We start from the raw sequence: 19,480 nt of genomic DNA, 5'->3' as shown, positions 1-19,480 counted from the left end.
TGAGATAATGCTAACTTTGAGAGTCAGAGAGACTATGAGTGAATTCGACTACGATTTAATTATTATCGGTGCTGGAGTTGGTGGCCACGGAGCAGCCCTACACGCGGTCAAATGTGGGCTAAAAACGGCTATTATCGAAGCCAAAGATATGGGAGGAACCTGTGTTAATCGAGGTTGTATTCCCTCTAAAGCTTTACTGGCAGCCTCGGGACGAGTGCGCGAATTGGCCGATAGGGACCATCTGAAAAGTCTAGGTATTGCCATCGGTGGCGTTAATTTTGACCGTCCGACCATTGCCGATCATGCTAACAACCTTGTCAGTAAAATTAGAGGCGATCTCACTAATAGTCTTAAACGTCTCAAGGTTGATACTATCCACGGTTGGGGAAAAATCGCCGGCCCGCAAAAAGTTAGCGTCATCGGTGATAGTGGCGAAAAAATCTACACCGCTAAGGATATTATGCTCTGTCCGGGGTCGGTTCCCTTTGTCCCACCGGGGATCGAGATCGATCATAAAACGGTTTTTACCAGCGATGAGGCCGTTAGATTAGAAACTTTACCCAAGTGGATTGCAATTATCGGTAGTGGTTATATCGGTCTAGAATTTTCGGATATATACACCGCTTTGGGTTGTGAAGTGACGATGATCGAAGCTTTAGATAGTCTCATGCCTGGATTTGACCCAGAAATCTCGAAAATCGCGGAAAGAGTTCTGATTAAACCTAGAGACATCGAGACTTATGTGGGAGTTTTGGCAAAAAGTATTAAACCGGGGAATCCTGTGGCCATTGAACTGGTGGACGCAAAAAGCAAAGAAGCGATCGAAATTTTAGAAGTAGATGCTTGTTTAGTCGCTACAGGGAGAATCCCAGCGACAAAGAATCTCGGACTGGAATTTGTCGGGGTAGAACTGGATAAACGCGGTTTTATTGCGGTTAATGACAAAATGCAGGTAATTCAGGACGGTGAACCGATTCCCCATCTCTGGGCTGTGGGCGATGCTACGGGTAAAATGATGTTAGCTCACGCTGCTTCGGGTCAAGGGGTAATAGCCATTGAAAATATCTGTAATCGCCCAAAAACCATCGATTATCGCAGTATTCCCGCCGCCGCTTTTACCCACCCCGAAATTAGTTATGTGGGTTTAACGGAACCGCAAGCAGAAGTTTTGGCACAGCAAGAAGGGTATAAGGTTGCTTCTGTCAAGACCTATTTTAAGGGAAATTCCAAAGCTTTAGCGGAAGGAGAAACGGAAGGCATCGCTAAAGTCGTTTATCGTCAGGATACGGGGGAATTACTCGGTGTTCATATTATCGGTATCCACGCATCGGATTTAATTCAAGAAGCGGCCAATGCGATCGCTGAACGTAAATCTGTCCATGAACTCGCTTTCCGCATCCACACCCATCCAACTCTCTCAGAAGTCCTCGACGAAGCTTATAAACGAGCAGAAGTAGCAGCATAGAGTCAGTTATCAGTTATCAGTTATCACCGTTAAGTTTCCGACTCCTGAATTCTGACTCCTTTCTCTTTTTTTACTTTTTACTTTAAAGATTATGTTTGGATTAGGTTGGCCAGAAATAGTAATTATTGCTGTCGTTGTTCTCCTGATATTTGGACCGAAAAAAATACCCGAATTTGGGGCAGCTTTGGGGAAAACTTTACGGGGATTTAAGGAAGAAATCAATCAAGATGAGCAAGAAATTGAAGACAGTGACGAGAAAATGAGATAGATTTCGGCTCTCAGGGCGAATGCAATTCGCCCCTACAATAATATTATTGCGCCAATGGTAGGGGCGCACCGCGTGCGCCCAAAAATTGAGATGCCCCCCCCTAATTTGTTAAGCTAAAGGTTTTAATGTACTTAGTTTCTAACCTTCTTTTTAGGTAGGAGAATTGCCAGATTCTTTCTTGGAGCCTCTTGCCCTCAGAAGCTGATTACTGTTTACTGATCACTGTTCACTAAATATCTGCTTCTCCCCCCACCACCACATCGCGGATACGGAGACTGGGGCCACCGCAGCCGACGGGTAAACCACTTTGACCCCCTTTTCCGCAGCCTCCCGACTCATCCCAGTGGAAATCATCAGCAATTGCCTCAATATTGGCTAGGGTTTTAAAGACATTACCGGAGAGAGTCACATCTTTAACCGGTTCAGCAATTTCTCCATCGCGAATCATCCAAGCTTCCCCGGCGCTAAAAGTGAACATTTCGCCGTTAGTCATGCCTCCCTGCCAATTTTGGGCATAAACTCCCGTTTTTATCCCCGAAAATAACTCTGGAACGGGAGTGGTTCCCCGTTCAATCCAAGTGTTGGTCATGCGGACAATGGGCGGATAATGATAATTGAGACAACGGGCGTTACCGGTCGGTTTTTCGCCTAATTTGCCCGCCGTTTCCCGCGAATGCAGTCTTCCCACCAAAACCCCATCTTTAATTAACTGAGTCGTCGTCGCAGGGGTTCCCTCATCGTCATAAAAATAACTGCCCCGATGACCTTCCGGACCTGCTCCGTCAAAGATTTGCAGGTTATCTGGTCCAAAACGTTTGCCCATACTCATCACCTCCAAAAGGTCAGGATTTTCGTATAACATATCTGCCTCGGAAAGGTGTCCAAAAGCCTCATGGACGAACAGACCGGTTAAAATGGGATCGATGACGATGGTGTAGGTATCGCCCTTGACAGGGGGCAAAACTAGGGCTTGTACGGCCCGTTTAGCCGACCCTTGCACCTGTTCTTCTAAATTGACCAGATCCTCGAAAGCTTTTCGGGATCCTGTGGTTTCCCGGCCCGTTTGTACGCTGTCCCCATCCCTAGCGGTGGCCGAAAAACGCATTTCTAAGTCTGACCATTTTTGTTCGATTAAAGTCCCGTCAGAAGTGCCTAAAAGAATATGTTGACTACTATCGCTGTAACGGACGGAAGTGGTGGCAATACTGGCATGGTGCTGACGCAATAGGTTATTATAGCGATCGCAGAGGGCTTTTTTATCGGCTAATGGCACTAAACGGGGATCCGTTCCCGTTAAAGGCAATTCACAGGAGATAATTACAGGTTCTACCGGAGCAATCAGGGTTTCTTCTTCCCCAATTAAACGGGCAGCAGCGATCGCATCTTCTAATCGTTCCTGTAAACTGGATAATTGATTAAAGCTGGCAAATCCCCAACCTCCTTTATAACAAGCGCGTACCTGACCACCGATAGCAATACCTTCGCTCAGGGTTTCCACTCGTTCGGAACGTAGTAGAATATTCGTCCCCCGCGCTTCTTCCAGACGAATTGTCAGGAAATCGACGCGGTTTTTATAACGGTTAATCAGTTCACTAATTAGGTTTTTATAATCGTTTAGAGTATCGGTCATGGGAATTAGGAAGTGGGGTGTGGGGTGTGGGGTGATGGGAGATTTTTTGCTGTGATCAGTAAACAGTAAACAGTAAAGAGTGAACTGATAACTGCTCACTGATAACTGCTCACTGATAACTGATAACTGATAACTGATTACTGATAACTGAAATTAGGCGAGATAATCCTGTAAAGCTTTCACCTCTAAAGGTTGAGATTGCAGGGATTTTAAGGCCGCTACCGTCGCTTTTGCCCCGGCGATAGTGGTGATAATTGGTAACTTATAATCGAGGGCAGTACGGCGAATTTTTCGGCCATCGTTTTGGGATTCTTCACCACTGGGAGTATTGACAATAAACTGAATCCAGTCATTTTTGATCCAATCGACAACGTCGGGACGGCCTTCGTGAATCTTTAGCACTAAATCGATATTTTCGCAACCGTTTTCTAACAAAACTTTACGAGTTCCGGAAGTGGCGACGACGCGAAAACCGAGGGATTGCAGATCCTTAACTACGGGGACCATGGGGGTTTTATCGCGATCATTCATCGAGACAAAAACGGTCCCACTGGTGGCTAAGATCACGCCGGCGGCCATTTCTGCTTTAGCGAAAGCTTTGCCAAAATCGCTGTCAATCCCCATTACTTCGCCTGTAGAACGCATTTCTGGTCCCAGGAGAGTATCAGCACCGGGGAACTTCTGGAAGGGTAAAACCGCTTCTTTCACGGCAATATGACGGGGAATTGCTTCGCTGATGATACCCAATTCCGTCAGGGTTTTGCCCGACATGACGAGGGAGGCAACTTTTGCTAAAGGAACTCCCGTTGCTTTGGAAACGTAGGGAACAGTACGACTAGCGCGGGGATTCGCTTCTAAGATATAAACTGTCTCTCCCTGTACCGCATACTGGATATTCATCAAACCGATTACTTTTAACGCTTTCGCTAGTTCCACCGTCCATTGTCGAATTGTGGTTAAAACCGAGGCGCTCAGGGACGTATGGGGGATAGAACAGGCAGAATCGCCCGAATGTACGCCCGCTTGTTCGATATGTTCCATTAATCCCCCGATAACGACTGTTCCCGTGGCATCTGAGAGGGCATCCACATCCACTTCGATGGCATTTTCGAGGAATTTATCGATTAAAATCGGGTGATCCGGTTCTATCTGTACCGCATACTTCATATAGCGTTCCAATTCGCTATCGGAATAGACGATTTCCATTGCCCGACCGCCTAAAACGTAGGACGGACGTACTACTACAGGATAACCGATGCGTTGAGCCACTGCTTGGGATTCTTGGAAATTGCGGGCAATACCGTTGAGGGGTTGTCGGATATCTAATTGTCGGAGGATTTGTTCAAAACGTTCCCGATCTTCGGCGGCATCGATCGAATCGGGTGAAGTTCCCCAAATTTTGGTATTTACGGGACAATTAGGCGATTCTAAATATTTTTGCAGGGGAACCGCCAGTTTTAAGGGAGTTTGCCCACCGAATTGAATAATTAAACCCTCTGGTTGTTCCGCTTCGATGATATTTAAGACATCTTCTTTAGTCAGGGGTTCAAAGTAAAGGCGATCGCTGGTATCGTAATCGGTGGAGACAGTTTCCGGGTTAGAGTTGACCATAATCGTCTCAAAACCGGCTTGACTGAGGGAAAAAGCGGCATGACAACAACAGTAGTCAAATTCTATCCCCTGACCGATGCGATTGGGACCACCACCGAGGATCATCACTTTGCGTTTATCGGAGGGTAAAACTTCCGATTCTACCTGTTCGTAGGTGGAATAATAGTAGGGTGTCAGGGCCTCAAATTCCGCCGCGCAGGTATCCACCATTTTATAGACGGGAACAATACCCAAACCCTTGCGATAACTTCTTACTTCGTCCTCGCTGCTGTTGGTGGCGAAGGCGATTTGGCGATCGCTAAAACCCTGTTGTTTAATAGCGAATAGGTTCTCTTGGCTGAGACTTTTCAGGGGAGTTCGTTTGAGAAACTTCTCGGTTTCCATCAAATCAGCCAATTTATCGAGGAACCAGGGATCAATCCCGGTTAGTTCGTGGATTTCCTCCCCATTCATGCCCAATTTAAAAGCATGATAGATACTATAAACCCGTTCGGGGTTAGGTGTCCGCAAACTGGCCCGCACTTCCGAGAGGGGGGGGAGAGTTTCGACTTTATCGCAACCAAAGCCAAAACGTCCCGTTTCTAGGGAGCGCAGGGCTTTTTGAAAGGATTCTTGGAAAGTTCGACCGATAGCCATAGCTTCCCCGACGGATTTCATCTGGGTGGTTAGAATCGGTTGGGAGCCGGGGAATTTCTCGAAGGCAAAGCGAGGAATTTTGGTGACGACGTAATCGATAGTCGGTTCAAAGGAAGCCGGGGTTTTTTTGGTGATATCGTTGGGAATTTCGTCTAAAGTGTAGCCTACTGCTAGTTTAGCGGCAAATTTAGCGATCGGGAATCCCGTGGCTTTTGATGCCAGGGCCGAAGAACGGGATACCCGGGGATTCATCTCGATCACGATTACGTCGCCGTTAGTGGGATTAACGGAGAATTGGATGTTCGATCCGCCGGTTTCTACGCCAATTTCCCGAATAATTGCCTTAGAATAGTCCCGGAGGCGTTGGTATTCTTTATCGGTTAGGGTTTGGGCGGGCGCAACCGTAATCGAGTCGCCGGTATGAACCCCCATCGGGTCAAAGTTTTCGATCGAACAGATGATCACCACGTTATCGGCTAGATCGCGCATAACCTCTAATTCGTATTCTTTCCAGCCAATTAGGGATTTTTCGACGAGAATTTGCGATGTAGGCGAACAATCTAGACCATACTGGGCCATCGGTTCAAATTCTTCTTGGTTATAGGCAATACCGCCCCCCGTTCCCCCTAAAGTGAAGGCCGGCCGGATAATGAGAGGATAGGAACCGATCTGATAACCGATCGCTTTTGCCTCCTCTAAATTGTTGGCAATCCCCGAAGGACAAACGGGAACACCGATTTTCTCCATCGCTTTTTTGAATAGTTCCCTATCTTCGGCTTTTTCAATAGCGGGAAGTTTTGCCCCGATCAGTTCCACGTTATATTTTTCTAAAACGCCGCTTTTGGCCAAAGCTACCGCAGTATTGAGGGCAGTTTGACCACCCATAGTCGGTAGAATCGCATCAGGACGTTCTTTAGCGATAATTTTCTCGACAATTTCCGGCAGAATTGGTTCAATGTAGGTGCGATCGGCCATTTCTGGATCGGTCATGATCGAGGCGGGGTTAGAATTGACTAAAATTACCTCATAACCTTCTTCTCGCAGAGCTTTACAGGCTTGAGTTCCCGAATAGTCGAATTCACAGGCTTGTCCGATGACAATCGGGCCAGCGCCCAAGATTAGGATTTTCTTTAAGTCATCACGGCGTGGCATAGGCTTAGGGTTGCTTGACGATAAACCCCAATCATTGTATATGTTGTCACCCTCGATCCCGCAAAGCTTTATTTAGGTTTAATGACCTTGTTTGCTTGAGCAGGCAGCAGGCAGCTTTTTTCTCCCCATTTCCCTGATAATTGATCACTGTTTACTGATCACTGATATCGCGTACAATGATAAGATTGTTTTCAAAGATACAATAGGCCTTTGTCTTTGCTAGAGAGTTTATGAAAGTTGGCGATCGAGTTCGTGTAATTGAGTCCGTGGTAGTTTATCATCATCCTGAACACAAATCGGATCCTTTTGACGTGAAAGGATTAGAGGGAGGGGTGAAAGCTTTTGTCACCGAATGGCGTGGCAGACCGGTTAGCGCCAATCTACCTGTCCTCGTCGAGTTCAGTAAAAAGTTTAAAGCCCATTTTCGAGATTTTGAGTTAGAAATCGTGGAAAAAGCCGCCGAATAGGGACTTTTTCGCTTATTTAAGCTACAAAGCGAATAAATTTATTTTTGCCCACCTGTAGGACTTTTCCGGCTAAAGCTTCGGCTGTCTCAAAACTTTTGTCCACATCGGTGATTTTCTCGCTATCGATTCTGACTGCACCCCCCTGAATCTGTCTTCTCCCTTCGCCGCTACTTTTACATAAGCCGGTGGCCGAGAGAAGATAGAATAGTTTTAGGGGAAAAGTGACCGCTGCTAGGGAAAATTCGGGGACAGAGGCCGCAGCTGCCGTATTTCCCTGTAGAACTATCTCCTGCGCCGTTTTTTGTGCCTTTAATGCCTCCTCTGTCCCGTGAAACTGGGCAACTACCTCGATCGCCAGTTGTTTTTGTGCCTCCCGCGGATTGCTTGGGATAGCATCTAAAGGCAAATTTGTCAATAGTTCGTAATAATCTTTTAACAAAGCGTCGGGGGTTTTTTCCAGTTTCGAGTACATGGACAGGGCCGATTCCCGCAATCCCACATAATTATTCAGGGATTTGGACATTTTTTGACTGCCATCGGTTCCGATTAAAATCGGTAAAAGTAACCCGAATTGCGGTTTTTTGCCGAAATATTTCTGTAAATCGCGACCGACGGCAATATTAAATTTTTGATCGGTTCCTCCCAATTCGACATCGGCCTCAACAGCTACGGAATCATAACCCTGCATTAAGGGATAGAGAAATTCATGGAGAAAAATCGGGTTTTCCTTGTCGTAGCGTTCGGAAAAGCCTTCTTTTGCCAACATTTGCCCCACAGTCATGGTGGAGAGAAGTTCGAGAATTTGCGAGAGGTCTAATTTCCCCAACCATTCCGAGTTATAGCGAATTTCTAGGCGATTAGGGGTGTTAAAATCTAAGATTGGGCGTAATTGTGCCAGATAATTCTCGGCATTAGCTCTCACTTCTTCGCTCGTCAATTGTTTTCTAACTTCCGATTTTCCCGTCGGATCGCCGATTCTAGCGGTAAAATCACCAATAATCACCACTGCTACATGACCGGCATCCTGGAAAGCACGCAGTTTCCGAAAAGGAATACTATGACCTAGGTGAATATCGCTGCCGGTGGGGTCAATACCTAGTTTAATTCTTAAAGGGCGATCGGTAGTTTGCAGTAGTTGGGTTAAATTTTCTCTAGGATCTGGGGAGTCGGGTTGATGGGGGAATAAATCACTGGTTCCACGGGTTAACCAGTCTAGGGAGGAAGATACGGTCATTGTTGCTCATTTTCCACAGCCTTCCCATTATAGTTTTTTATTATGTCAAGTAACAAGCAAAAGGTAAATAAACTGGTATCTTCAGTAAAAGTCGATAACACCTTGACAATTCTCCCGATCGAATATAGAGTCTTAAAATCTTCTTTTTCAAAATTATCAAAAAATTTTCTGTCTTGAATTGCGATCAGATAAGCCAATGAATCCTAGTTGGAATAACTCTATACCAGTGCAGAGGATCAAAGTTTCTGTAATTGTTTCTACCTATAAATCAGCAGAGTTTATCCAGGGTTGTCTAGAGGATTTAGTTACTCAAAATCTTTATGAAAAGGGAGAAGTAGAAATTATTATTATCGATAGTGCTTCTCCAGAGAATGAAGCGGAGATTATCCAAGAGTTTCAAGAAAATTATCCTAATATTATTTACCAGAGAACTCAAGAACGAGAAACCCTCTACTGCGCTTGGAATCGCGCTATTAAACTAGCTAGGGGTTCCTATATCACCAATGGGAACACTGATGATCGTCGCTGTTTTAATGCTCTGGAAATTATGGCTAATTATCTAGATAACAATAGAGAGATTAGTTTAGTTTATGCCGATCAATTAATTACCACCCTCAAAAATGATACTTTTGCCACCACCCCAGCTTTAAAACATTGGAATTGGCCAAATTACTCCTATCAACAGATGCGTCAAGGTTGTTGTGTGGGTTCTCAACCAATGTGGCGAAAAATGCTGCACGATAAGTATGGTTATTTTCAGGAAAGTTTTCACTGTGCTGGTGATTACGAATTTTGGTTAAGAATCGGCAGTCAAGGGGAAAAAATGGCTTTGATTCCCGAGATTTTAGGGTTATATTATTTAAATCTCCAAGGTTTAGAACATGGCAGTAATGGTCAAGCATTAGAGGAACATTATCAAGTGTGTAAAATCTACGAAATTCCTCACCCAGAAATTAAGGAGCTAGAAATTAACCCCAATCTAGTTAAGATGGAAGATTTAGGCATAATTTTAAATAAGGATGAGCGAGAAAAATTACAAACAATTCAAGCTATCTCCCAGAATAAAACTCCAATTATTGTTATTGATGGCGTAATTTTTCAAATTGATCAAGGAAAATTAGCCAGGGTTTGGTCTTCAATTCTAGAGCATTGGAGTCAATTAGAATTTAGTCAACACATTGTTATTTTAGATAGAAATAACACCGCACCACGATGGGAAAAATTTAAATATTGGCCCGCAGAATCCTACGATTATAATTGTACGGGAAAGGATGCCAGAAAAATCCAAACTATTTGCGATCGCCTACAGGCTAATTTATTTATTTCCACTTTTTATACCAGTCCCTTAACCACTCCTTCTCTACTTTTGCTTGCTTCTGATTTCCCAGAAGAAAACGGCAATTTACCAGTAGATTTAGAAAAACACTATGCCATTTTATCCGCTTCTAGAATCATCGCTTTTTCCTCTGATATCGCCCAAAATTTAAGAAGGTTATATCCGAAAATTACCCCCGAAAAAATTGATATTATCGAGTTTTTTGAAGTTAATCAAAAACTGGCGGAAGAAATCAGTAATTTTCTCTGGTATGCGCTCAGTGAACGGAACGAATCAAGTCAGAATCAAGTCTGGTTAGAGTTAAGAAAATTACAGGAAGCACAACAGACAATGTATCTGAAACAACAGCAAGATTATGATACTATGCAAGAGATGGAAATATCACTAAGAGAATTAGAAAATAACCATAATAATCTTCAAACAAATAATCATAAATTACAGGAAGAAATTAACTACTTGTCCTCCCGTAAGGGAATAGTAAAAACCCTAGCGAAAACTTCTATTTTACTTCTTGCTAAGATCAAGAAAAAACTCCCAATATTTTAGGGAATTAAGAGAAAGTTTCCTAACAATGATTCCAATCCCGGCACGGCAGCGCCTAAAAGTGGTAAAGTAATGTTAAGAATTAGAGGAGAAAACACTGTGCCACATTCGATCGTCACTGGAATTTGTGAAGGGGTTGCCGATTGCGTTTCCGCTTGTCCTGTTGCTTGTATCCATCCGGGACCTGGTAAAAATGTTAAAGGAACCGATTGGTATTGGATTGATTTTGCCACTTGTATCGACTGTGGTATCTGTTTACAAGTATGTCCCGTCGAAGGTGCAATTCTGCCAGAAGAACGTCCCGATTTACAAAAAACTCCCTAATTTATCAGTTATCAGTTATCAGTTATCAGATGTAAGTTTTCAGTTTACTGTTTACTGAAAATGCTTCCCACTTCCCCATTCATAATTCATATTACTCTCTCCTATCTCCTTTTTACCTTACCATGGATTATCTTTTAGAAGTTGAACAAGTTTATGCTGGTTATGTGCAGGATTTATACATATTGCAAGGGGTTAACTTTCGCATTGCACCGGGGGAATTAGTCACGGTTATCGGTCCCAATGGTGCGGGAAAATCCACCCTCGCTAAGGCAATTTTTGGTTTATTAAAACCCAGTGCTGGAACTATCACTTTTAAGGGAAAAAATATCACTGGTTGGAAATCTAATCAAATCGTTCCCCTCGGTATGGGTTATGTTCCCCAAATTGCTAATGTTTTTCCATCCCTGAGCATCGAGGAAAATCTAGAAATGGGGGCTTTTACCAGTAAAAAAGCGATTAAACCCCTAAAAGAGCGCATTTATGCCATGTTTCCGCGTTTGGACGAGCGCCGTCGTCAGAAAGCTGGCACTTTATCCGGAGGAGAAAGACAGATGTTAGCCATGGGAAGAGCGCTGATGTTGCAACCGGATTTATTAATTCTCGATGAACCTTCGGCAGCTTTATCTCCTATCTTAGTAACCAGTGTTTTTGAACAGATAAAAGCGATTAATCAGACGGGAACTGCAATTATTTTAGTGGAACAGAATGCCAAAAAAGCCCTAATGATGTCCGATCGAGGTTATGTTTTAGAAAGTGGTCAAGATCGTTTTCAGGGATCGGGTCAAGATTTACTCAATAACCCGAAAGTAGGGGAATTATACCTCGGGGCGGCTTATCATGGTGCCAAACGAGATGATTAGGAATTTGTTAAGGATTTAGGGGGATTTTGATTTCTTCCCAGAATTTAGCGATAGGATAGTAATTGAGTACAAATCTCTACGGCCCTGATGTCAAGGTGGATAAGCCAGCAGACCCTAAATATATCTGTGGATATTTATTCATCGATCAAGACAATTGTGCTACTGCATTGAGAGCATAACTTTTAGTAATAAAAGGAGAAGTCATGGCTGTTAAAAGTCCTCCGTAATCAAGATTAAAACTGACTTCGCTTCCTACTTTTAACCTCTTGTTATGACTATCAAGAACTAGATGATCGCTACTAGAACCTAATATTTTTATCTCCTGACTTGTTTGTAATCCAGAGATAAGAATATCCTGTCTTCCTAATGCAATAATAACTCGACGGTGAATGCCTTGGTCGATAAAGCTGGGAACATTACCAAAAGCATCTCGACCAATTTCTCCAGAGGGTAGAGATGGTTTATCTTTGGATTCGATTACTTCAGCAATTAACCGAAAAGCATCGGTATATAAGCCAGGTATCACTTGTCGATTAACTGTTTCACAACCTAATAAAATTGATTCTCCTAAACGCAGATTATTAATCCGACCAACTTCGCTACTTTTTTGATACCATTGATAGTTAGCAGAATTGCCTCCTGAAATAATCGGTAATTTTATTAAAAATTCCTGCTCAATTGTATCTGTTAACACAGATAATTTGCTCATATTATGGCTATCAGGTTTAATCCCTCCATAACAAGCCAAATTACAACCCAGTCCAACAATTTTGATAAAGGGAAAAGCGAGGGTTTTTTTGATGAACTTGACGAGATCTTTCGGCAGTACACCTTCGCGTAAATCCCCTAACTCCGTCATGATAATAATGCGGTGTATTTTTTGCTTTTCTTGAGCATAATAGGAAAGTTCCTGAATTGTTGCTAATTCGGTATTTAAGCTGATATCTGCAATGTTAACCACTGATTCTGCTTGACTCAAGGCAGTACGCAACAGAACAAAAGTTGTCACTATTCCTGCTTGTTTCATTTTGAGAATATTTTCGATTCGAGAGTCAGCGATAAAGTTGACTCCACCTTGAATCATCGCCAAGGCGATCGAGGGATCACCCAAAATCGCTTTGGAAACTCCCATCACAGAAAGTCCCTTGCTGCCGTATAATTGGCAGAGTAAACGAGCATTATGGCGTATTTTCGGGAGAGAAATCTCGATTCTGGGCAAAAGGTCTTTCATCAGCCTATTTGCTCCCAATTGCCGGAATTGCAGCTAAAATTTCCCCTTTGATTTTCCGGTTTAATTTCGGAAAGCGATCGCATAAAGCTTGGACTAATTTCTCACATCCGTGTAACAAAACATCAGTAGTCGGTAACTGAAAATCTCGCTCATATTTGGCAATAATACGCTCAGTGGCTGCTGCGGTGAGATTTTCGTGATTAATCGCAATAGCGATAACTTTAGTGGGAGAAATTGCCTCAATTAGTGAAATTTCTTCCTGTAATTTTGGCATGGCTAAATGAGGAAAATCACAGCGAAATTTTCGGGCTGGTGGATGTTGTAAAATAATCCCATCGGGCCTACTTCCTTTCAAAATTCCCAGGGAACTCATAAAAGCAGGATGACTCAGAGAACTTTGTCCTTCCACTAAAATAATATCGGGTTTTTCTTGCTCAAAAGCTTGAACCACAGCATTTTCAATTTCACCGATGACAAATTGAGAAACCAAAGCATCGATCGAAACCCCATATCTTGCTCCCTGCATCAAGCTAGTTTGTCCAGTAGCGACTAAGACAGACTTAATACCCAAGCCTTGGAGAGTTTGATTAACTGCCACCGCAGTGGTCATTTTTCCGCAAGCACAATCGGTTCCTAAAAAGGCAATAACGGGGATATTTACTTGGGAAATTTGCCCGGTAAATACATGAAGATCAGCTAATTCTGGTGGTTTACGAATGTCTGTAATTTGTACACCATACTGACTAGCTTGCTCCCTAAATTCTAAATCCTCGGAGAAGAATTGATGCAAACCATTAATAATATCCATTCCTGCTGCCATTGCTTCTAAAATTAGCAGCCTTTCTAGGGGGGGAATAAACGCTTCTAAGGGTGCTTTGCCGTAGATATAACAATTGGGAACATCTCTAAGTTTTTCTAAGGCTGTTTGTAAATTGGCAAAAATGGGAATATGATTTTTTTTGTCTCCTAATGCTTCTCCCGCATCTTTTCCCGCTAAGGAACTATCCAGCACACCAACAATTGTATATATTTCTGATTGTCGGATCAAGCCAGCTGCCGTTTTTCCATCCACACGTCCAAACTGATTTTCACAGTAAATTAAAGCCGTTTTTTTCGTTGATCCCACTTTCTTAATCTCCTGAATATTAGATAATTGAAATTTCACTCCTAACTCCCAGTAAGTAGGGAGGCACAATTATTTGTAGGATGGTTTAGCGGTAGCGTAACATGAGCGGGCGTTGGTTTTCATGCTTCAACCCAACCTACGTTCATCTTATATTTAATTCCACCCACCTACTTAAGACTATTTATTCTTCTTCTTCTTCTTCTTCTATAGCATAATTATCTGGATCGATAATATCGTCTAATTCTTCTAAAATTTGCGAATCGGGATGAGCATCAGATTGACGTAATTTTAATCTTCCTGTCCGTTCTAACCAATAGAGAAGGGTTTCTTTGGAAGTTATCTGCATAACAGGAATTGCCTGATAGCGAGGTTCTTGACTAAGAGAAGGATTAAATTTCATACCTGTTGAATTTCCTTTGAGAAGTTATCTCTATTGGTGGTTCTATTGTTGATCACGAAGCAACCCACAAAAAACTGAAAAAAATTGTCAAGTTTAACAAAGTAAAAAAGTTCAGCTGTCAGATTTACTATTTGGACAGATAGATAGAGTCGGTTCCAATATATGCTCCCGATACTTGGGATGCAGACTCTATGGTGTAAATTAAAGTTTTCCTGTCTCGCTCAACTTAAATGTCAATCCTACGGTTTTTATCTAGCTAACGGAAAAGGTGATTAATAACACCAAAGCAACCAACAAAACCGCCCCTACTCCTTGCAAAATATACCATTTTTGCTGTTCTAAAGATGGGGATTTTGATAGATAAATCTTGGGTTCGCTACCATAGTTATTGATGATTCCTTCATCATCTACTGTATAGCCCTCTGGGAGAGGTATATTAAGTGATTGATAGTTTTGCCCGTTTATATCTAGTTTAACCTCAGCAGGAATTAATTCACTTCCATCGCTTGGGGAATAGACTGTCGCACCTGTCTCTTGATTAGATTTAGTAGAGTAGTGCATAATCATCTCTCTTCAAAATCTGAGTATAACACAGAATAAGGCGAAATGGTTTTTAGGCTAATTTTTTCCTAGGGCTTTAATCAGCAAATTTGGCTAATGTCGGCAAATTAAAGCAAAAAATATGATTTTATAACTTGACAAAGCTAGATAAAAACATTTAGTCAACTCGCTATTCACTTTTTAGCATACCAGCGCCATAAAACTCGGGCTAAACGTTGGGGATCGTGACGAACTTTGGCAGTAACTTCATCTTCTGCCATTACATTCGCTAAAACAATGCGATAACCCATTTTTCCCACCTCCTCGCGATCTAAAAAGACAGGATGACTATGCTCTTGGGCGTATAATTGTAGAGATTGGGGCGATGGTGCAGTTCTTTGGGCCAAAACCGCGTCAAAGACGCGTTCTTCGCAGACTCCTTCGATCGCTCGCAAATGATCTGCCACCGAATAATTATCCGTTTCCCCCGGCTGGGTCATAATATTACAAACATAGACGCGGGGGACTGTCACCTGTGCCAGGGCCTGACGAATTGCGGGAACCAACAAATTAGGGATAATACTGGTATAAAGACTACCCGGCCCGATGATAATATAATCTGCTTCCTTAATTGCCGCTAAAGCAGCCGGTAAAGCGACTGGATCGGCAGGATGACAGCCAATCTGACGAATTTGCCCCATAGCTTCGGTTATCTTTGATTCTCCCTCAATAATGCGCCCATCGGCTAACTTAGCCCAAAGACTAACATCGGTAAGGGTAGCAGGTAGCACTTTACCGCGAATGGCCAAAACTTTGGCACTAGCATCGATCGCCTGTTCCAGATCGCCGGTAATCTCGGTCATAGCGCTGATAAATAAATTACCAAAACTGTGGCCCGATAAACCATCCCCGGTATGAAAGCGATATTGAAACAATTCCGTTAATAACTTTTCCTCATCGGCTAAAGCGGCGATACAATTGCGAATATCCCCCGGGGGTAAAATGCCCATTTCCCGACGTAATCGGCCCGAAGAACCGCCATCATCAGCTACGGTGACAATAGCGGTGATATTGGAACTATACTGTTTTAAACCGCGTAAAAGCGTCGATAAACCCGTACCGCCACCGATCGCCACAATTTTTGGGCCGCGATGGAGACGACGATGGGCCCGTAGGCGATCGACTAATTCCTCCGATGCGTCTGGTTGTAGTGCTTCTGTAATCGTTTCGACGGTGCGACTCTGACCCCAGAATAACAAAAAGACACCCAGCAAAACCGCCAGCGGCCCGGAAACAGAATTGGGGACTAAACGTGCGGTCGTTTCTAATGCTTGGGAAACAAACTCTAAAAAGCGATTAACTGGGGTTAATTTTACCCAAATAGCCAAACCGAAGGAGGTGAGAAAAACGCCGGCTAAACTGATTAAAAGCCAGCGTTTGACAAAAAGACCGGGAGAAAGCCATTTAAACCAACGATTAACCCGTTTAGGCGTTTTTCTGCCCACAGAAGCGGCTATTTTCCCCTTCTGAGCGTTGAGTTCCCGTAGCGTCTGTTTAAATGGACTCATAGATGTGGCCTGGCAGCGAACGCATTGATTCTGGAGAGACTGTAGCCGAAAAAGGGGACAAACTCAAGCTGACCTAACCTCCCACTTGGGAATAGGCTGCCTCAGAAATTGTGGGAATATCGGCGTATTTGCCGATAACCGACTGTATAATGCTGTAAACACAGGCGGCAAATGCTCCCAAAAAGACGACGTTAAAAAGAGTTTCTACCACTAAATTCGCCCCACCCCTAGCGACGAAATCTAAGACCAATCGCAATAAAGACACCAAAATATCGATTAAAATCGCCTGCATGGTGTTAAACCGGATAAAATGACTGATGCGGGGATTGCGTACCACGGCGAAAAAGAGGACGAAAAAGATAATTAAACTGCCAAAGCTTCCCAGAGAACTATAGAGAAAAGCTAAGGGAGTTAAAACTATTACTAAGGCCGCTCCTAAAAAAGGAATTTGCTGAAAGATAGAGTCACCGAGGGCAAAAGCCGAATATAAGGGTAAAAGATATACTAAAGCTGCAAAAATGCGATCTTTTGTATCGGTTGAGCCGCGCCAAGTCATAATCTATTGTCTCCTGAGACTACTGCTAACTCTCTCCAAGATAACCCGGCAGCCCACCAGACTTCCCATAACCAAAGAAATTGATTGAGGCCGAACACTGTTGGGCCTCGATCGAGTTATTCTCAAACAGAGACGGGGTGCTTGATTTCCTGTAACAGAGCCAGATATTCCTCCTTAAAATACTTTAGGGTACTTAAAATCGGATTGGGAGCGCTTTGACCAAGACCACAAAGACTGGTTTCTTTGACCATCTGACAGAGATGTTCTAGGTTTTCGAGGTCGTGAATATCGGCCTTTCGAGCGATAATTTTGGCCAATAATTCAAACATTTGTACTGTTCCCGTGCGACAGGGGATACATTTACCACAGGACTCCTCGCGACAGAATTCCATATAGAATTTCGCCACTTCCACCATGCTGGTGGTATCGTCCATGACCACCATACCCCCGGATCCCATCATCGAACCGAGTTTGGCTAAGGATTCGTAATCCACGGGAGTATCGAGTAAATTAGCGGGAATACAACCCCCAGAGGGGCCGCCGGTTTGTACCGCTTTCACCTGACCATCGGGAACACCCCCCCCCATCTCCTCGACAATTTCCCGGAGACTAATACCCATCGGCACTTCAATCAGCCCATTATTGCGGATTTTTCCCGTTAAAGCGAAGATTTTTGTGCCTTTACTGCTGGCAGTACCGATATTGGCATACCAAGCGGCTCCCTCGCGGATAATAGCGGAGATATTAGCGTAGGACTCCACGTTATTAATCAGGGTGGGACAACCATCGAGACCCGATTGGGCCGGATAGGGGGGACGGGTGCGGGGAGTGCCGCGGCCGCCTTCGATAGAATGGATGAGAGCGGTTTCCTCTCCACAGACAAAAGCTCCCGCTCCGATGCGGATATCCACCTTAAAATCGAAAGTGGACTCGAATACTTGGGAACCCATTAAACCGAATTTTTTGGCCTGATTAATCGCTTTTTGCAGACGATCGATCGCTAGGGGATATTCGGCTCTAACATAGATATAACCATGATCGGCCCCCACGGCATAGGCAGCGATCGCCATTCCCTCCAGGACTAAATGGGGGTCACTTTCCAAAACACTACGGTCCATAAACGCCCCGGGATCCCCCTCATCGGCATTACAGATAACGTATTTTTGTTTACCCGGTTGTTTAGCTACCGTCGCCCATTTTAAACCGGTGGGATAACCCGCACCGCCCCGGCCGCGCAAACCGCTTTGGGTGATTTCCTCCACCACCTGGGCCGGAGTCATCTCGTAGAGGGCCTTGTAGAGAGATTGATAACCCCCGACGGCGATATATTCCTCAATGCGATCGGGATCGATTTTACCGCTATTTTCCCGGACAATTTTGACCTGATGGGAGAAAAAGGGATGTTTTGAGTCCCCTAATTGCACCTCGGTTTTGCCGCCGTTTAAGGCCGCAATAATGCTGGCCGCAGTTTCCGGGGTGACTTCTTCGTATAGGAGATCCTGGGGATCCACTTCCACCAACGGACCGCGACCACAAAAACCCATACAACCGACCCCCACCACTTCGACTGTATCCTCTAGGTGTGCCTCTTTGACGGCAGTGGCGAGGTTTTTTTCGATTTGGAGGGAGTTAGCAGCCTGGCAACCGGTGGAAGTGCAACAATGCACCCGGATGCTTTTTTGTCTAGCTTTTTCTTTTGCGGCCACTGCCAATAATTCTTGTAAGTCCATATTCTTCTCAATCCACTAAAGTGAAAAATTACTGGGAGAAACTCTGTAGTTTCGCCAAGACAGTTTCCGAATCTTGTTTCGGGGCCACGACTCCATCGAAGACCACGGCCGGTGCAATCCCACAGGCCCCGATACAACGGGCCGACACTAGGGAAATTTCTCCATCGGCGGTGGTTTCTCCCACTTTGACATCAAAGCTGTTTTCGATGTCTTCGAGGATTTTGCCGCTGCCTTTGACATAACAAGCAGTCCCCATACAGACGATACAGGTGTGTTTTCCCGCCGGTTTCAGGGAAAAGAGATGATAGAAGGTTGCTACCCCATAGACGCGACTGAGGGGCAGTTTTAGCGCCCGGGCAACGTAGAGGAGAACATCTTCTTCTAGGAATCCGAAGGCCTCTTGGGCTTTGTGCAGGACTTCAATCAGGGCTGATTGATTATATCCTGCTCGCTTCATGGTGATGTCGAGGACTTTGAAGCGTTTATCGCCACTGGGATGCTCTTTTTTCTCCGTTTGAGGAGGATTGGCAGTTTGCATAAATCTTAACCAAATAAATTTTAGGGGCGATGACGGGAAAAAGATGGAGAGTTGTCGGTTTTCCTTGGTCATCTCCCTGCTTTTATTCTGACACTGGCTCCGGAGGGCGATCGATAACTTTATCTTTCCTTTAGTTATTGGGGGATATTCAGTTATCAGTGACCAGTTATCAGTTATCAGTCAGGGATTAGGAGATGGGGTAAAAAGCTGCACTTGTCTCAACACTATAACACCCTGAAGCAATGGTTTTTTTGCGGGAAGCATC

The 19,480-nt window shown here is 44.1% G+C and carries 17 protein-coding genes; 6 read left to right on the top strand and 11 right to left on the bottom strand.

Annotated elements, in window-relative coordinates:
- The first annotated feature begins 34 nt into the window (after positions 1–34).
- A complete protein-coding gene (gene lpdA / locus ACQY1X_RS12705; protein WP_430012868.1) occupies positions 35–1,465 on the top strand; it encodes a dihydrolipoyl dehydrogenase in 1,431 nt (476 codons plus the stop codon).
- 91 nt (positions 1,466–1,556) lie between these two features.
- A complete protein-coding gene (gene tatA, locus ACQY1X_RS12700; RefSeq protein ID WP_002733416.1) occupies positions 1,557–1,733 on the top strand; it encodes a twin-arginine translocase TatA/TatE family subunit in 177 nt (58 codons plus the stop codon).
- Positions 1,734–1,962: 229 nt separating this feature from the next.
- Here the strand turns inward: tatA and ACQY1X_RS12695 are convergent, their stop codons facing one another.
- Together ACQY1X_RS12695 and carB are read right to left on the bottom strand one after the other, a co-directional pair.
- Positions 1,963–3,363 (bottom strand): TldD/PmbA family protein, encoded by a 1,401-nt coding sequence (locus ACQY1X_RS12695; RefSeq protein WP_430014759.1) that lies wholly within the window; start codon positions 3,361–3,363, stop codon positions 1,963–1,965.
- Between the two features lie 153 nt (positions 3,364–3,516).
- Positions 3,517–6,762, bottom strand: coding sequence for a carbamoyl-phosphate synthase large subunit (gene carB, locus ACQY1X_RS12690; RefSeq protein ID WP_430012866.1), 3,246 nt, complete (start codon positions 6,760–6,762; stop codon positions 3,517–3,519).
- Between the two features lie 230 nt (positions 6,763–6,992).
- Here carB and ACQY1X_RS12685 point away from each other — a divergent pair, with 230 nt between their 5' ends.
- Positions 6,993–7,229, top strand: a complete 237-nt coding sequence (locus tag ACQY1X_RS12685; RefSeq protein WP_002732972.1) for a ferredoxin-thioredoxin reductase variable chain — start codon at positions 6,993–6,995, stop codon at positions 7,227–7,229.
- Positions 7,230–7,245: 16 nt separating this feature from the next.
- On the opposite strand, the gene tyrS is transcribed toward ACQY1X_RS12685, so the two are convergent.
- Positions 7,246–8,463: a tyrosine--tRNA ligase gene (gene tyrS, locus ACQY1X_RS12680; RefSeq protein ID WP_430014758.1), complete on the bottom strand. Its 1,218-nt coding sequence runs from the start codon at positions 8,461–8,463 to the stop codon at positions 7,246–7,248.
- A 196-nt stretch (positions 8,464–8,659) separates the two neighbouring features.
- On the opposite strand from tyrS, the gene ACQY1X_RS12675 reads away from it, so the two are divergent.
- The 3 genes from ACQY1X_RS12675 to ACQY1X_RS12665 all read left to right on the top strand — a co-directional run bounded on the left by ACQY1X_RS12675 (position 8,660) and on the right by ACQY1X_RS12665 (position 11,526).
- Positions 8,660–10,345: a glycosyltransferase gene (locus ACQY1X_RS12675; RefSeq protein WP_430012864.1), complete on the top strand. Its 1,686-nt coding sequence runs from the start codon at positions 8,660–8,662 to the stop codon at positions 10,343–10,345.
- A gap of 96 nt (positions 10,346–10,441) precedes the next feature.
- Positions 10,442–10,666 (top strand): indolepyruvate ferredoxin oxidoreductase subunit alpha, encoded by a 225-nt coding sequence (locus ACQY1X_RS12670; protein ID WP_016516721.1) that lies wholly within the window; start codon positions 10,442–10,444, stop codon positions 10,664–10,666.
- A gap of 122 nt (positions 10,667–10,788) precedes the next feature.
- On the top strand, positions 10,789–11,526 hold the full coding sequence (locus ACQY1X_RS12665) for an ABC transporter ATP-binding protein (protein ID WP_069475200.1): 738 nt from the start codon (positions 10,789–10,791) through the stop codon (positions 11,524–11,526).
- 145 nt (positions 11,527–11,671) lie between these two features.
- Here ACQY1X_RS12665 and ACQY1X_RS12660 read toward each other — a convergent pair whose 3' ends face one another.
- The 8 genes from ACQY1X_RS12660 to hoxE form a co-directional block, all read right to left on the bottom strand.
- A complete protein-coding gene (locus ACQY1X_RS12660) occupies positions 11,672–12,757 on the bottom strand; it encodes an alanine/ornithine racemase family PLP-dependent enzyme (RefSeq protein WP_002732697.1) in 1,086 nt (361 codons plus the stop codon).
- Between the two features lie 4 nt (positions 12,758–12,761).
- Complete coding sequence (locus ACQY1X_RS12655; RefSeq protein ID WP_430014757.1) at positions 12,762–13,922, bottom strand: DUF1611 domain-containing protein; 1,161 nt, start codon at positions 13,920–13,922, stop codon at positions 12,762–12,764.
- Between the two features lie 142 nt (positions 13,923–14,064).
- The gene (locus ACQY1X_RS12650) at positions 14,065–14,283 is read right to left on the bottom strand and encodes a DUF3134 family protein (RefSeq protein WP_193977127.1); all 219 of its coding nucleotides are present in this window, start codon (positions 14,281–14,283) and stop codon (positions 14,065–14,067) included.
- A 252-nt stretch (positions 14,284–14,535) separates the two neighbouring features.
- Positions 14,536–14,844 carry a photosystem II assembly protein Psb34 gene (gene psb34 / locus ACQY1X_RS12645; protein WP_002734380.1) on the bottom strand — a complete coding sequence of 103 codons (309 nt, stop codon included), beginning with the start codon at positions 14,842–14,844 and terminating at the stop codon, positions 14,536–14,538.
- A gap of 173 nt (positions 14,845–15,017) precedes the next feature.
- Positions 15,018–16,391, bottom strand: a complete 1,374-nt coding sequence (locus ACQY1X_RS12640) for a gluconeogenesis factor YvcK family protein (RefSeq protein ID WP_002734499.1) — start codon at positions 16,389–16,391, stop codon at positions 15,018–15,020.
- Positions 16,392–16,464: 73 nt separating this feature from the next.
- A complete protein-coding gene (locus tag ACQY1X_RS12635; RefSeq protein ID WP_004158278.1) occupies positions 16,465–16,947 on the bottom strand; it encodes a Tic20 family protein in 483 nt (160 codons plus the stop codon).
- Between the two features lie 122 nt (positions 16,948–17,069).
- Entirely contained in the window at positions 17,070–18,677 is a 1,608-nt protein-coding gene (gene nuoF, locus ACQY1X_RS12630) for an NADH-quinone oxidoreductase subunit NuoF (RefSeq protein WP_430014756.1), read from the bottom strand.
- A 28-nt stretch (positions 18,678–18,705) separates the two neighbouring features.
- Positions 18,706–19,215, bottom strand: coding sequence for a bidirectional hydrogenase complex protein HoxE (hoxE, locus tag ACQY1X_RS12625; protein ID WP_002774001.1), 510 nt, complete (start codon positions 19,213–19,215; stop codon positions 18,706–18,708).
- Positions 19,216–19,480: the final 265 nt, after the last annotated feature.

Source organism: Microcystis protocystis FBCC-A270 (assembly GCF_050500235.1).
Classification (GTDB): domain Bacteria; phylum Cyanobacteriota; class Cyanobacteriia; order Cyanobacteriales; family Microcystaceae; genus Microcystis; species Microcystis ichthyoblabe_A.
The sequence above is the reverse complement of the archived record's forward strand: the minus strand, read 5'-3'. Positions and strand labels throughout refer to the sequence as shown.

What these genes read in the sequence shown, in the direction of transcription:
- ACQY1X_RS12685 (WP_002732972.1), top strand. Translation starts at nt 6,993, where the DNA reads ATGAAAGTTGGCGATCGAGTTCGTGTAATTGAGTCCGTGGTAGTTTAT.
- ACQY1X_RS12675 (WP_430012864.1), top strand. Translation starts at nt 8,660, where the DNA reads ATGAATCCTAGTTGGAATAACTCTATACCAGTGCAGAGGATCAAAGTT.
- lpdA (WP_430012868.1), top strand. Translation starts at nt 35, where the DNA reads ATGAGTGAATTCGACTACGATTTAATTATTATCGGTGCTGGAGTTGGT.
- ACQY1X_RS12665 (WP_069475200.1), top strand. Translation starts at nt 10,789, where the DNA reads ATGGATTATCTTTTAGAAGTTGAACAAGTTTATGCTGGTTATGTGCAG.
- hoxE (WP_002774001.1), bottom strand. Translation starts at nt 19,215, where the DNA reads ATGCAAACTGCCAATCCTCCTCAAACGGAGAAAAAAGAGCATCCCAGT.
- nuoF (WP_430014756.1), bottom strand. Translation starts at nt 18,677, where the DNA reads ATGGACTTACAAGAATTATTGGCAGTGGCCGCAAAAGAAAAAGCTAGA.
- tatA (WP_002733416.1), top strand. Translation starts at nt 1,557, where the DNA reads ATGTTTGGATTAGGTTGGCCAGAAATAGTAATTATTGCTGTCGTTGTT.
- tyrS (WP_430014758.1), bottom strand. Translation starts at nt 8,463, where the DNA reads ATGACCGTATCTTCCTCCCTAGACTGGTTAACCCGTGGAACCAGTGAT.
- carB (WP_430012866.1), bottom strand. Translation starts at nt 6,762, where the DNA reads ATGCCACGCCGTGATGACTTAAAGAAAATCCTAATCTTGGGCGCTGGC.
- ACQY1X_RS12695 (WP_430014759.1), bottom strand. Translation starts at nt 3,363, where the DNA reads ATGACCGATACTCTAAACGATTATAAAAACCTAATTAGTGAACTGATT.
- ACQY1X_RS12640 (WP_002734499.1), bottom strand. Translation starts at nt 16,391, where the DNA reads ATGAGTCCATTTAAACAGACGCTACGGGAACTCAACGCTCAGAAGGGG.
- ACQY1X_RS12650 (WP_193977127.1), bottom strand. Translation starts at nt 14,283, where the DNA reads ATGAAATTTAATCCTTCTCTTAGTCAAGAACCTCGCTATCAGGCAATT.
- psb34 (WP_002734380.1), bottom strand. Translation starts at nt 14,844, where the DNA reads ATGCACTACTCTACTAAATCTAATCAAGAGACAGGTGCGACAGTCTAT.
- ACQY1X_RS12660 (WP_002732697.1), bottom strand. Translation starts at nt 12,757, where the DNA reads ATGAAAGACCTTTTGCCCAGAATCGAGATTTCTCTCCCGAAAATACGC.
- ACQY1X_RS12635 (WP_004158278.1), bottom strand. Translation starts at nt 16,947, where the DNA reads ATGACTTGGCGCGGCTCAACCGATACAAAAGATCGCATTTTTGCAGCT.